Here is a 12,296-nt window from a genome sequence, read left to right on the forward strand (position 1 = left end):
ATATATAGCGCCCCCAGGCTGGGGTCCATCCCATTGGGCCGGTACCCCTGGGGCGGGCGGGTTCTGGCCCCGCGGCCCCCTCCCCGCGACGTCGCCTCAGACGCCTTCCTGCACCTGGAAGATGCGGTCGGCGACCAGGCCGTGCGCCTCGCGGTGCACGGTGTTGGCGGCCTCGGCGTCCGGGGCCTCGACGAGGCAGAAGATCTGACCCTTCTCCTCGTCGACCCAGTAGCGCTGGTAGCTGACGTTATGGGGGCCCTGGGTGGCCAGGTCGGCCTGGTGGGCCTTGGCGACGTCGTCCATCGTGACGCCGTCGCCGAGCGAGTGGACGTCCATGAAGAGAGGCATGGCGGTTTCCTTTTCGTCGGGTCTCTGCTGACCTCCCAAGTGGACTCCGCGCCACCCCTGCGGCTCATCGGTAGCGGCTACCCAGAAGAGCCCTCGGCACTACCTGTCTCGAGCTCGCGGCGACTACGTACGCCGACCTTGCCGAGGATCGCGGCCACGTGGTGCTCGGCGGTGCGGCGCGAGATCACCAGCGTCTCGGCGATCGCGGCGTCGCTCAGCCCGCGCGCGACGAGCTGGAGGACCTCCTGCTCCCGGGGGGTCAGGCCGTGCGGGTGGCTGCTGGCCCGGGTCGCACGCGGCACCGGCGCGCCGAGCGCCTGCAACGACGTACGGGCCCGGGCTGCGGCGGCTGCGGCACCCAGCCGGTCGAAGATCCGCACCGCCTCGGTCAGCAGCGCCGGGTCGCCACTGCGGGACAGCGCCAGCGCCTGCTCGAATGGCGACTCCAGCGACTCCCACAGCGCCGCGGCCTCCGCCCAGCGCCTCTCACGCTCCAGGGCGTACGGCGGTGCCAGCGGCTGACCGGCGTCGACGTCGGCGGGCAGCCACGTCGCGACCTCGCCGCGGTGCCACGGGCAGTCCACGCTGGCGACGTGGGGCCACGCCGCCGACGCGATCCTGGTGATGGCCTCGTCGTCGCCGGCGATCCAGGCCGCCTCGCACCGGGCCGAGGAGGTGGGCCCGATCCGCTGCGCCTCCGCCATCGCCTCGGACATCTCGACGGCCTGCGCGAAGGCCTCGTCGGGGGAGCCGGTGCCGGCACGGACGTCGAGCTGAGCGAGCACGAGCAGGGGCTCGAGCGAGCCGACCGCGCTGGACCCGCTGCGCATCACTGCGGTGGCGTCGGCCCGGGCCTCGGCCTCCTCGCCCCGGTCGAGGTGCAGCCGCGAGCGCCAGCCGCGCAGGTAGCCCGTCCAGGAGTCGAGGTCGCGGTCGACGCAGTAGGTGAGGCCCTCGTCGAGCCAGCGGAACGCCTCGGCGTGACGGCGCTGGGCCACGGCGGTGGAGGAGAGGTTGCAGTAGGCACGCGCGGCGTGCTCCTGCAGGTTGGCGGTCCGAGCGCCGTCGAGCGACTGCTCGAGCATCTGCCTGCCGTGCTCGAGGTCTCCCGCGGTGATCTCGATGGTGCCGAGGTTGTTGAGCGCGTGGACGCGGACCTCCTGCCCGGCGTCGTCCGGGAGCCTGTCGAGCACGGCGAGGGTGCGCTCGCCCCAGTCGCGGGTCGGGGCGAGCTGGGTCTTCAGCATGGACAGCCCGGCCCGGTGGCTGAGCGCCATCGCCTGCTCCACCGAGTCGGACCCCTCGAGCAGCTCGACCGCGCGGTCGGCGCACGCGCGGGCCTCGTCGTTCTGCCCGGCGAACCACTGCAGCCGCGACTGGCAGCGCCAGGCGTCGCCGACCCGCAGCGTCTCGCCGAGCAAGTCCCACAGGTCGCGCGCCCGGCCGACGGTTTCGATCGACTCCGCGATCCGGTTGGTCAGGTAGTACTCGTAGCCCAGGTCCCAGAGCAGCTGCGCGCGCTCGCCCGTCGGCAGGTCGTCGCCGTGGCGCAGTGCGCGCTCGTACTGCCGCGACGCCTCGCGGTGCGCCCCCAGCTCGGCGGCGCTCGCCGCGGCGGCCCGGGCGTGCTGGAGGACCGACGCGCCGTCGCGGGCGGCCTCCGCGTGGTGGGCGAGGCGGGCAGGGTCGGCGCCACGCTCGGCCAGGGCCGTGTGGAGCCGGCGGTGCAGGTGCACGGCGCGACCGGCCGGGACCTCCCCGAGCACGGCCAGCCGGGCGAGCTCGTGCCGGAAGAGCACGTCGTCGCCCGACCGTCGCAGCAGGCCGCGCGCCAGCGGCTCGTCGAGGGCGGTGAGGCCGTCGTGGAGCAACGCTCCGACCAGGTCGGACTCGGCCCGCGACCCCGCCAGCGCGACCAGCTCCAAGGCCCGCTGGCTCGGCTCGTCGAGCCTCGCCACCCGGGCCAGCACGGCGTCGCGGACGGTCTGCGGCAGCTCGCCGCGCGACGCCAGCGCCTCGGTCACGAAGAACGGGTTGCCGCCGGTCACGGCGTACAGCTCGGACGCCGTGCGGGCGTCGGTCGCGCCGTGCTCCGCGGCGAGCTTGGCGACGCCGTCGACGGTGAGCGGCGACAGGTCGATGCGCCGCGTGCCGGTGGCCGACGCGGTGTCGCCGAGCAGCACCCGCAGCCCGTCGCCGACGCTCGTGTCCTCGGGCCGGTAGGTCACCATCACCAGCGCGCGGCACGCGTGGATGCGTCGCGCGAGGTGGCGCACCAGGTCGAGCGTCGCCTCGTCGGCCCAGTGCGCGTCCTCGACGACCAGCAGGTACGGCGTACCGCCGGGCGGGTCGCGCAGCGCGGCCAGCACGTTGGCGAAGAGCTGCGACCGGGAGATCTCGTCCGGCCAGACCCCGTCCGGGAGATCGGGCAGCATGTCGACCAGCGGCCCCAGCGGTGGCGGGGTCGCCGAGCCGTCGCACCACCCGACCGCCACGTGCGCGTCGGCCTGGGCGGACACGCCCTCGAGAAACGTCGTCTTGCCGACGCCCGCCTCGCCGCCGACGTAGACGAGTCGCCCGTGCCCGGCTGCCGCGTCGGCGAGGTAGCCCGCGGCGGCCTGCAGGTGCTCGTCACGCTCCAGCAGCGTCATGGCCACGATGCTAGATCGGTCGCAACTTTTCCGGGAGCCTGAGAGTCTCCACCACGAAAGGGCCCTCCGGGGCCGCAGCACTCATGACGGGGAACCACCATGAACCGCATCATCGCCCTCACCGCCGCCGCCGCCCTGGCCGTCGCGCCGCTCGCGCTGGCCGCGCCCTCGACCGCCGCTCCGGCCAAGGCCGGATACAAGGTGACCGCCAAGGTCAACAAGACCGTCGCCATCGGCGAGGAGACCACCATCAAGGTGAAGGGCAAGGTCACGCCGAAGGCCGCCGGCCAGAAGGTGATCCTGCAGCAGCGCGTCGGCAACAAGAAGTCGTGGAAGGCCACCGGCGACGCGAAGATCAAGCGCAACGGCACCTACGTCCTCAAGGACGACCCGTCGACCCCGGGCAAGCGCCAGTACCGCGTCCTCAAGCCCGCCTCCAACGGCCTCGCCAAGGGCTTCAGCCCCGCGCTGGACGTCGAGGTCTACAGCTGGGGCCGCCTGACCGCCCGCCCGGCCGGCCCGCTGCAGAACATCGAGTTCAACGGCGCCCTCATCGCCACCGACTACTACGCCGCCAGCCTGGTCACCGCCACGCCCGCCACGGCCTCGTCCATCGAGTACACGCTGGGCCGCAAGTGCCTCCAGCTGCGGGCGACGTACGCCCTCACCGACCAGTCGGCGAGCGGATCCACCGGTGGGGTCACGGTCACCGCCGACGGCGCGGTCCGCGCCAACCACCAGCTCGGCGTGGGCACGGTCGTCGCCGACGAGGTGATCGACATCAAGGACGCTTTCCGGATCAAGTTCGACCTCACCACGAGCGCGTCGGCCTACGCCGCCGTCGCCACGCCCGAGGTGCTCTGCACCCGCTGACGTCGGTCGGCACCAGTCCGCAGCGGCGGGCACGCCCGGGGATACAGGCTCCCCGGGGGTGCCCGCCGTTGCTCTGTGCGGGCGGTGCCGATCGGGCCCCGGCTGGCGTTTGGCCGTAGGGTTGGCTCTCGTGGCAGGCATCGACTTCGACCAAGAGATCAAGCAGCTCCAGGCGACCATGAAGACCATCGGCCAGGTCCTCGACCTGGACCGGATGCGTGCCGAGATCGCCGACCTGGGCGAGCAGGTCGCCGCGCCCGACCTCTGGGACGACCAGGCCAACGCCACCCGCGTCACCGGACGCCTCTCCGCGCTGCAGGGCGAGCTCGACCGCTTCACCGGGCTCGAGACCCGCATCGAGGACCTCGCCCTGATGGTCGAGATGGCCCAGGAGGAGGACGACGCCGACACCCTCGCCGACTCCGAGGCCGAGCTCGGCCGGGTCAAGAAGGCCGTCGAGTCGCTGGAGATCCGCACCCTGCTCTCCGGTGAGTACGACGAGCGCGAGGCGATCGTGACGATCCGCTCCGGCGCCGGTGGCGTCGACGCCGCCGACTTCGCCGAGATGCTGATGCGGATGTACACGCGCTGGGCCGAGCAGCACAAGTACGGCGTCGAGGTCTACGACGTGTCCTACGCGGAGGAGGCGGGCATCAAGTCCGCCGAGTTCGCCATCCACGCCCCCTACGCCTACGGCACCCTCTCGGTCGAGGCCGGCACCCACCGCCTGGTGCGGATCAGCCCCTTCGACAACCAGGGCCGCCGCCAGACCTCCTTCGCCGCCGTCGAGGTCGTGCCCGTCCTCGAGCAGACCGACGAGATCGAGGTCGACGAGAACGACATCCGCGTCGACGTCTTCCGCTCCGGCGGCCCCGGCGGCCAGTCGGTCAACACCACCGACTCCGCCGTCCGCCTCACGCACATCCCCACCGGCATCGTCGTGTCCTGCCAGAACGAGAAGTCGCAGCTGCAGAACAAGGCGTCCGCGATGGTGGTCCTGAAGGCCAAGCTGCTCGCGCAGAAGAAGGCCGAGGAGGCCGCGCTCAAGAAGGACCTCAAGGGCGACGTCGCCGCGAGCTGGGGCGACCAGATGCGCAACTACGTGCTCAACCCCTACCAGATCGTCAAGGACCTGCGGACCGGCCACGAGTCCGGCAACCCCAGCGCCGTCTTCGACGGTGACCTCGACGACTTCATGGAGGCTGGCATCCGCTGGCGCCGGGGTGCGGAGAAGGTCGACGCCTGAGCTGACCTCATGAGGATCCCGGTCCGCACCGAGGTTGCTCATGACGCAGGGCCGGCGCGGGTTTTCGGGGATGCGCACACCCCTCACGTAGCCTCGACGCCGTGATTCGCTTCGAGAAGGTCACCAAGACCTATCCCGGCCACCCCCATCCCGCGCTCGACAACATCTCCGTCGACGTCGAGAAGGGGGAGTTCGTCTTCCTCGTGGGATCCTCGGGCTCCGGCAAGTCGACCTTCCTCCGCCTCGTCCTGCGCGAGTACCGCCCCACCACCGGGCGCGTCTACGTCGCCGGCAAGGAGATCAACCGCCTCGCGAGCTGGAAGGTGCCCCGGCTGCGCCGTGACATCGGCACCGTCTTCCAGGACTTCCGCCTGCTGCCCAACAAGACCGTCACCGAGAACGTCGCCTTCGCGCTCCAGGTGATCGGCAAGTCGCGCAAGGAGATCAAGGACGTCGTCCCCGAGACGCTGGAGCTGGTCGGCCTCAGCGGCAAGGGCGACCGGATGCCCGACGAGCTCTCCGGCGGCGAGCAGCAGCGCGTCGCGGTGGCGCGCGCCTTCGTCAACCGGCCGATGATCCTGATCGCCGACGAGCCGACCGGAAACCTCGACCCCACGACATCGGTCGGCATCATGAAGCTGCTCGACCGCATCAACCGCACGGGCACGACGGTCGTGATGGCCACGCACGACGCCGGGATCGTCGACCAGATGCGCAAGCGCGTCATCGAGCTCGAGAACGGCCACGTCGTGCGCGACCAGGCGCAGGGCGTCTACGGCCACCAGAACTGACCTTCCCCGCAACGGATCGAGAGCCCCCACTCCATGCAGCTTCGCTACGTCTACTCCGAGCTCGGCCAGGGCCTGCGCCGCAACCTGTCCATGCACCTCGCAGTGGTGCTGACCCTGTTCGTCTCGCTGACCCTCGTCGGCATCGGCGTGCTGTTCAACCAGCAGGCCGCCAAGGCCGCCGAGCACTGGGGCAACCAGCTCCAGATCACCGTCTACCTGTGCCGGGCCAACGACAGCGCCGCCGTCTGCCCCAACGCGGTGACCGACGCGCAGAAGACCGAGATCTCGCAGGTCGTGGAGGACAACCCGGAGGTCGACGACTTCCACTTCGAGTCCAGCGAGCAGGCGCTCGACAAGGCCCGCGAGCTCTACGGCGACGAGCTGTTCTCCGGCGACAACCCGGCGATCACCGCCGAGGACATGCCCCAGACGATCTGGATCACGCTGCACGACCCGGAGCAGTACGAAGGCATCACCAGCGCCGTCCAGGGGCTCGACGGCGTCTCCAAGGTCCGCGACATGCGTGAGCAGGTCGCGCCCATCCTCGAGTCGATCAACATGCTCCAGTGGGTGGCGCTCGGCACGGCGGCGTTCCTGGTCTTCGCGGCCCTGCTCCTGGTCGCCAACACCATCCGCCTCGCGGCGTTCGCGCGCCGCAAGGAGATCGGCATCATGCGGCTGGTCGGTGCCTCCACCCTCTACATCGCCCTGCCGTTCCTCCTCGAGGCGCTGGTCACCGCACTGATCGGTGTCGCACTCGCCGGGGCCGCGCTGTGGGGCTTCATGTACTTCGGCATCGACGAGCTCTCGCAGAACCGCCTGAAGTTCGTGCCGTGGATCGGCTGGGACGAGTTCTGGCTCGCAGCCGGGTCGGTGGCGATCCTCGGTCCGCTGCTGACCTTGCTCCCGACACTCGTGTTGACGCGGAAATACCTCAAAGTCTGATTCGCGGAGGTTAGCGTCTAGGCGTCGTCCCGGCCTCGGCCCGGGACGGCGACCTTCCCCGCTTCCCCAACGCAAAGGCTTCCCCCGGTGCGTCACTTCCCCCGTACCGCTCATCGCCGCATGGCCGCGCTCGTCGTGGTCATGGCCCTGGGCGTCTCCACGGTCCCCTCTGCGCAGGCCGACGACCTCAAGGACAAGAAGCACAAGGTCGAGCGCCAGCTCAAGCGCGCGCACCAGGACCTCGACGAGTCGAGCGCGAAGCTGCGCAAGGCCAGCGCGCGCCTGGAGGCTGCCCACGAGCAGCTCGTCGGCGCCAAGACCCGGCTCGCCACCGCGCGGGGCAAGGTGGAGGTCGCCCGCGAGAAGGACGCCCAGATGCAGGCCGAGCTCGCCCAGGCCGAGGTCGACCTCGCCGCCGCCGAGGCCGCGCTCGCCCAGGGGCAGGTCGACCGTGAGAAGCAGCGCCAGCGGGTGGCCTCGACCGTGGCCGACATGTACGCCGAGGGCGACCCCGAGCTGATCGCCTTCTCCTCCCTCCTCGACGCCGAGACGACCGAGGAGCTCACCCGCCGCGACGGGGTGCGGGACGTCGTCGTCGGCCAGGAGGCCAGGGCGTACGACGAGCTGAAGGCCGCCGAGGTCCTGCTCGAGGTCCAGGAGCAGCAGGTCTCCGACGCCCGCGACGACGTGGCGGCCAAGCGGGAGGCCGCCGCCGAGCACCTCACGCTGATGACGGAGCTCGAGACCGAGCAGCAGGCCGCGAAGGACTCCGTCGTCTCCCTCGTCATCGAGCGCCGCGACGCCCGGGGCGACGCGCGCAAGGCGCGGGCGCAGGACCTCGCCAAGCTCCGCAAGCACCAGGCCCAGCAGAAGAAGATCGAGGAGATGCTCCGCAAGCGGGCGCTCGCCGCCCTGCGCCGCCAGCGCGCCAACGCGCGTGGTGCCGCCAGCGGTCCGTCCAGCGGCTTGCTCGCCCACCCGGTCGACGGCTACGTCACCTCGCCCTTCGGCTACCGCGAGCACCCGATCTACCACTACTGGGGCCTGCACGACGGCGTCGACTTCGGTGGCGGCTGTGGCACCCCGCTCAAGGCCGCGGCACCCGGCCGCGTCGTGGCGTCGTACTGGAGCGACGTCTACGGCCACCGCCTCGTCATCGACCACGGCGTCATCGCCGGGCGCGGCATCGCCACCATCTACAACCACGCCAGCAGCTACAACGTCGGCGTTGGCGCGCAGGTCTCCGAGGGCCAGGTCATCGGCTACGAGGGCTCGACCGGCTGGTCCACCGGCTGCCACCTCCACTTCACCGTGATGGCCAACGGCCAGGCCGTCGACCCGATGAATTGGTTTTAGCCTGGCTGGTCCCGCCTGAGAGGATGGACCCATGGCGAAGGAGCAGGGCCAGAAGCTGGTCGCGCAGAACAAGAAGGCGCGCCACGACTACCACATCGAGGACACGTGGGAGGCCGGCCTCGTCCTGATGGGGACCGAGGTGAAGTCGCTGCGGCAGGGGCGCGCGTCGCTCGTCGACGGCTTCGCCGAGATCGACAACGGCGAGGCGTGGCTGCTCGGCGTGCACATCCCCGAGTACAGCCAGGGCACGTGGACCAACCACGCCGCCCGCCGGCGCCGCAAGTTGCTGCTCAACCGCTCCGAGATCGACAAGATCGAGCGCAAGATCACCGACAAGGGCTACACGATCGTGCCGCTGTCGCTCTACTTCAAGGACGGCCGCGCCAAGGTCGAGATCGCGCTCGCCAAGGGCAAGAAGTCCTACGACAAGCGCCACACGCTCGCCGAGCGCACGGCCAACCGGGAGAAGGTCGAGGCGGTCCAGCGCCGCCTGAAGGGCCACCGGGACTGAGCGCGTGACGGACCCGGTCGCGTTCGCCGAGGACCTCGGGATCCCCGGCCTGCAGGACCTCCACACCCACTTCCTGCCGCCGCGCGTGACGGCCAAGGTGCGCGCCCAGTTCGACTCCGCCGGCCCGCTCATCGGCCGGACCTGGCCGCTCCACTACCGCGACGACGACGACGTCCTGGTGGAGACGCTGCGCTCCTTCGGCGTGCGCCGCTTCACCGCGCTGCCCTACGCCCACCGGCCCGACATGGCCGAGTTCCTCAACGACTGGGCCGCCGGCTTCGCCGCGCGGGTGCCCGAGGCAGCGGTGTGCGGCACGTTCTTCCCGGAGCCCGGCGTGACGGCGTACGTCACCTCCCGCTCGGCGACGGTCGAGGTCTGGAAGGTGCACGTCCAGGTCGGCGCGTTCACCGTCACCGACCCGCTGCTCGACGAGGCGTGGGGCGTCATCGCCGAGACCGGAACCCCCGTGGTGCTGCACGCCGGCAGCGGACCGGTGCCCACCGAGCACACCGGTCCCGGCCCGGTCGCGGCCCTGCTGGGGCGGCACCCGCGGCTGCGGCTGGTCATCGCCCACGCCGGCGCGCCCGAGTACGCCGAGTTCCTCGGCTTCGCCGAGGCCCACGAGCGGGTCGCGCTCGACACGACCATGGCCTTCACGCCGTTCTTCGACGAGATGGGCGGCGCCTACCCGCCCGCGCTGCTGCCGCGGCTGCGCGACCTGGGCCTGGCCGGCAAGGTGCACCTCGGCAGCGACTTCCCGAACATCCCCTACCCCTACGCCGACCAGCTCGAGGCGCTGGTCCGTCTCGACCTGGGGGAGGACTGGCTGCGCGCGGTCTGCTGGGACAACACCGCCGCCCTGCTGGGCTGACTCCCTCGTGAGCGGTGGTCCACCTACATTCGGCGGCCCGGAAATGTAGGTCCACCACCGCTGGCGGACTGGACCAGGTGCGAGGAGGTACTTGACGGGGGATAAGTAAGTGCGGTGAACTAACTAATGTGAGCCCGAACACACCGGTGGGTCGCCCACTGCGACCGCAAGGCAAGCTCCTCCAGGAGGACGCCCGCCGCCACCACCGCTCCCTGCTGCTCCAGCAGCTGTTCCGCGAAGGGCCGGCGAGCCGCGCCGACCTCGCCCGGGCCAGCGGCCTGACCCGCGTCACCGTGTCCGACCTGGTCGGCGAGATGCTCGCCGAGGGGTTCGTGACCGAGCTGGGCGCCCCCGCCGAGAGCCGGGTCGGCAAGCCCCCCACGCTCGTCGGCCTGGCGGCCGACTCCCACCACATCATCGCGCTCGACCTGTCCGAGACCGACTCGATGTCCGGCGCTGTGGTCAACCTGGCCGGCACCGTCCTGTCCCGCCACGAGGTGCACGTCGACGGGGCGGAGGGCGAGCAGGCGGTCGAGCTGGTCCAGCAGCTCGCCGCCGAGCTGATGGAGATGACCGAGCGTCCCGTGCTGGGCATCGGCGTCGGCAGCCCGGGCGTCGTCGACACCGCCGGCACCGTCATCGACGCGCCCAACCTGGCCTGGTCCGACACCCCGCTCGCCGCCCGGCTGGCGGAGGTCTTCGACGTCCCGGTCTTCGTCGCCAACGACGCCAACACCGCCGTGCTCGGCGAGCACACCTTCGGCGAGTCCGGCGACGGCGGCCTGATGGTGATCCGGGTCGGCACCGGCGTCGGCGCCGGGCTGGTGCTCGGCGGCTCGCTGCTGCACGGCCACCTCGGCGCCTCCGGCGAGATCGGCCACGTCGTGGTCGACCCCGACGGCGAGCGGTGCGCGTGCTCGCGCACCGGCTGCCTGGAGACCGTGCTCTCGGCGCCGCGGCTGCGTCGTCGTACGGCCGAGGACGGCGTCGACGTGCCGGCGGCGCTCGCCGAGGTCGGCACCCGGCTGGGGGAGGTGCTGGCGCCCATCGTCGCCGCGCTCAACCTCCACGAGATCGTGCTCAGCGGCCCCGCTGAGCTTCTCGGCGGTCCGCTGCTCGACGCGGCGGACCGGACCATCCGCGAACGGACGATGCCGGTGAGCTCCGCCGGCCTCACCGTCCGCACCTCCAAGCTCGGTGATGACGTCGTGGTCGTTGGTGCGGCCGTCCTCGTCCTCGCCGGCGAGCTGGGCGTCTCGTGAGCCCCGCTACCCCAACAGGTACCCGCACGAGGTACACCGATGAGAGGAACACTGTGGTGCGCATCAAGAAGTCACTGACCGGGGTGGCGGTCGCAGCTCTCGCGCTGACGACGCTCGCCGCGTGCGGAAGCGACGACGACGGCTCGTCCAGCGACGAGGGGGGTGCCGAGTCCGCGGACATCCGCGTCTGGCTCAACGGCACGGACACCCCGCAGGAAGCCCGTGACTGGCTGAAGAAGACCTTCGAGGACCAGAACCCGGGCTCCACGCTGACCATCGAGCAGCAGGAGTGGGACGGCCTCGTCGAGAAGCTCACCACCTCCCTGTCCAGCGAGTCCGAGACGCCCGACGTCGTGGAGATCGGCAACACCCAGGCGCCGACCTTCACCTCGGCCGGCGCGTTCGCCGACCTCACCGACCAGCTCGGCGACCTCGGCGGCGACGACCTGCTGCCCGGCTTCGTGGACGGCGCGACCGTCGACGGCAAGACGTACGCCGTGCCCTACTACGCCGGCTCGAAGTACATCTTCTACCGCAAGGACCTCCTCAAGAAGGCCGGCCTCGAGGTGCCGACCACGCTCGAGGAGTTCGTCGACGCCGCGATCACCCTGAAGAAGGAGAACCCGAAGCCCGCGAACTTCTCCGGCTTCTGGTTCCCCGGCCAGGACTGGCGCAACGGCGCCGCGTTCGTCTGGGACGCCGGCGGCGACCTGGCCACCGAGGACGGCGGCGAGTGGGCCCCCGCGCTCAGCTCGCCGGAGTCCATCGCCGGGCTCGAGACCGCGCAGAAGCTCTTCACCGAGGCCTCGGGCGCGCCCAAGGACGGCAACGAGGCCGACCCGTGGACGCCGTGGTGCGCCGGCGAGGTGGGCATGATGTCGACGCCCGGCTGGGTCAAGGGCCTCATCGAGGACCCCGAGACCGGCTGCCCCGACACCTTCGCCAAGCAGATGGGCGTCTTCGCCCTGCCGGGCAGCGACGGCTCGCCCGCCCCGGTCCTGCTCGGTGGCTCCGACATCGCGATCGCCGCGAAGTCGCCCAACCAGGACCTCGCCCAGGAGGCCGTCGCGCTGATGCTGAGCGACGACTACCAGACGATCATGGCCGAGAACGGCCTGACGCCGGCCAAGGAGTCGCTCGCCTCGCTGCTCGGTGACGACGAGTACGCCGCCGCCACCATCGAGGCCGCGTCCAACGCCAAGCTCACCCCGGCCGCGCCGGGCTGGGCCAACGTCGAGGGCTCGAGGGTCCTCGAGGACCTGTTCAGCGCGCTCGCCCAGGGTGGCGACGTGACCGAGCTCGCGGGCAAGGCCGACGAGCAGATGAGCGGCCAGCTGAACGGCTGACCCACGGACGGCACGGCGGGGGCGGCGCGAGCCGCTGCCCCCGCCGTCGCCTGCCCGGGACCGGACGAGAGCCAGCATGATGAGCACCCGAACCGC

The 12,296-nt window shown here is 71.4% G+C and carries 11 protein-coding genes; 9 read left to right on the top strand and 2 right to left on the bottom strand.

Going from position 1 to position 12,296, the window contains the following annotated elements; translation table 11 throughout:
- Positions 1–96 precede the first annotated feature (96 nt).
- Together ACE3QY_RS11875 and ACE3QY_RS11880 are read right to left on the bottom strand one after the other, a co-directional pair.
- Entirely contained in the window at positions 97–348 is a 252-nt protein-coding gene (locus ACE3QY_RS11875) for a DUF4242 domain-containing protein (protein WP_374456235.1), read from the bottom strand.
- 77 nt (positions 349–425) lie between these two features.
- Complete coding sequence (locus tag ACE3QY_RS11880; RefSeq protein WP_374456236.1) at positions 426–2,999, bottom strand: AAA family ATPase; 2,574 nt, start codon at positions 2,997–2,999, stop codon at positions 426–428.
- Positions 3,000–3,098: 99 nt separating this feature from the next.
- Between ACE3QY_RS11880 and ACE3QY_RS11885 the strand changes: the two genes are divergently transcribed.
- The 9 genes from ACE3QY_RS11885 (at position 3,099) to ACE3QY_RS11925 (ending at position 12,200) form a co-directional block, all read left to right on the top strand.
- Positions 3,099–3,872, top strand: coding sequence for a hypothetical protein (locus tag ACE3QY_RS11885; protein WP_374456237.1), 774 nt, complete (start codon positions 3,099–3,101; stop codon positions 3,870–3,872).
- A gap of 130 nt (positions 3,873–4,002) precedes the next feature.
- Positions 4,003–5,118: a peptide chain release factor 2 gene (gene prfB, locus ACE3QY_RS11890; protein WP_374456238.1), complete on the top strand. Its 1,116-nt coding sequence runs from the start codon at positions 4,003–4,005 to the stop codon at positions 5,116–5,118.
- A 101-nt stretch (positions 5,119–5,219) separates the two neighbouring features.
- Positions 5,220–5,909 carry a cell division ATP-binding protein FtsE gene (gene ftsE, locus ACE3QY_RS11895; protein ID WP_311288553.1) on the top strand — a complete coding sequence of 230 codons (690 nt, stop codon included), beginning with the start codon at positions 5,220–5,222 and terminating at the stop codon, positions 5,907–5,909.
- Between the two features lie 33 nt (positions 5,910–5,942).
- Positions 5,943–6,854, top strand: a complete 912-nt coding sequence (gene ftsX, locus ACE3QY_RS11900) for a permease-like cell division protein FtsX (RefSeq protein ID WP_374456239.1) — start codon at positions 5,943–5,945, stop codon at positions 6,852–6,854.
- Between the two features lie 120 nt (positions 6,855–6,974).
- Positions 6,975–8,210, top strand: coding sequence for a peptidoglycan DD-metalloendopeptidase family protein (locus ACE3QY_RS11905; RefSeq protein ID WP_374456240.1), 1,236 nt, complete (start codon positions 6,975–6,977; stop codon positions 8,208–8,210).
- Positions 8,211–8,241: 31 nt separating this feature from the next.
- A complete protein-coding gene (gene smpB / locus ACE3QY_RS11910; protein WP_374456241.1) occupies positions 8,242–8,721 on the top strand; it encodes an SsrA-binding protein SmpB in 480 nt (159 codons plus the stop codon).
- Between the two features lie 4 nt (positions 8,722–8,725).
- The gene (locus tag ACE3QY_RS11915) at positions 8,726–9,592 is read left to right on the top strand and encodes an amidohydrolase family protein (RefSeq protein WP_374456242.1); all 867 of its coding nucleotides are present in this window, start codon (positions 8,726–8,728) and stop codon (positions 9,590–9,592) included.
- Between the two features lie 128 nt (positions 9,593–9,720).
- Positions 9,721–10,854: an ROK family protein gene (locus ACE3QY_RS11920; RefSeq protein ID WP_374456243.1), complete on the top strand. Its 1,134-nt coding sequence runs from the start codon at positions 9,721–9,723 to the stop codon at positions 10,852–10,854.
- A 56-nt stretch (positions 10,855–10,910) separates the two neighbouring features.
- Positions 10,911–12,200, top strand: a complete 1,290-nt coding sequence (locus ACE3QY_RS11925) for an extracellular solute-binding protein (RefSeq protein WP_374456244.1) — start codon at positions 10,911–10,913, stop codon at positions 12,198–12,200.
- Positions 12,201–12,296 lie beyond the last annotated feature (96 nt).

The organism is Nocardioides sp. (assembly GCF_041913365.1).
Lineage (GTDB): Bacteria > Actinomycetota > Actinomycetes > Propionibacteriales > Nocardioidaceae > Nocardioides.

Bases quoted from the DNA above. Each gene is read 5' to 3' on its own strand.
- ACE3QY_RS11875 (WP_374456235.1), bottom strand. From the start codon at position 348: ATGCCTCTCTTCATGGACGTCCACTCGCTCGGCGACGGCGTCACGATG.
- ACE3QY_RS11880 (WP_374456236.1), bottom strand. From the start codon at position 2,999: ATGACGCTGCTGGAGCGTGACGAGCACCTGCAGGCCGCCGCGGGCTAC.
- ACE3QY_RS11885 (WP_374456237.1), top strand. From the start codon at position 3,099: ATGAACCGCATCATCGCCCTCACCGCCGCCGCCGCCCTGGCCGTCGCG.
- ftsX (WP_374456239.1), top strand. From the start codon at position 5,943: ATGCAGCTTCGCTACGTCTACTCCGAGCTCGGCCAGGGCCTGCGCCGC.
- ACE3QY_RS11905 (WP_374456240.1), top strand. From the start codon at position 6,975: ATGGCCGCGCTCGTCGTGGTCATGGCCCTGGGCGTCTCCACGGTCCCC.
- smpB (WP_374456241.1), top strand. From the start codon at position 8,242: ATGGCGAAGGAGCAGGGCCAGAAGCTGGTCGCGCAGAACAAGAAGGCG.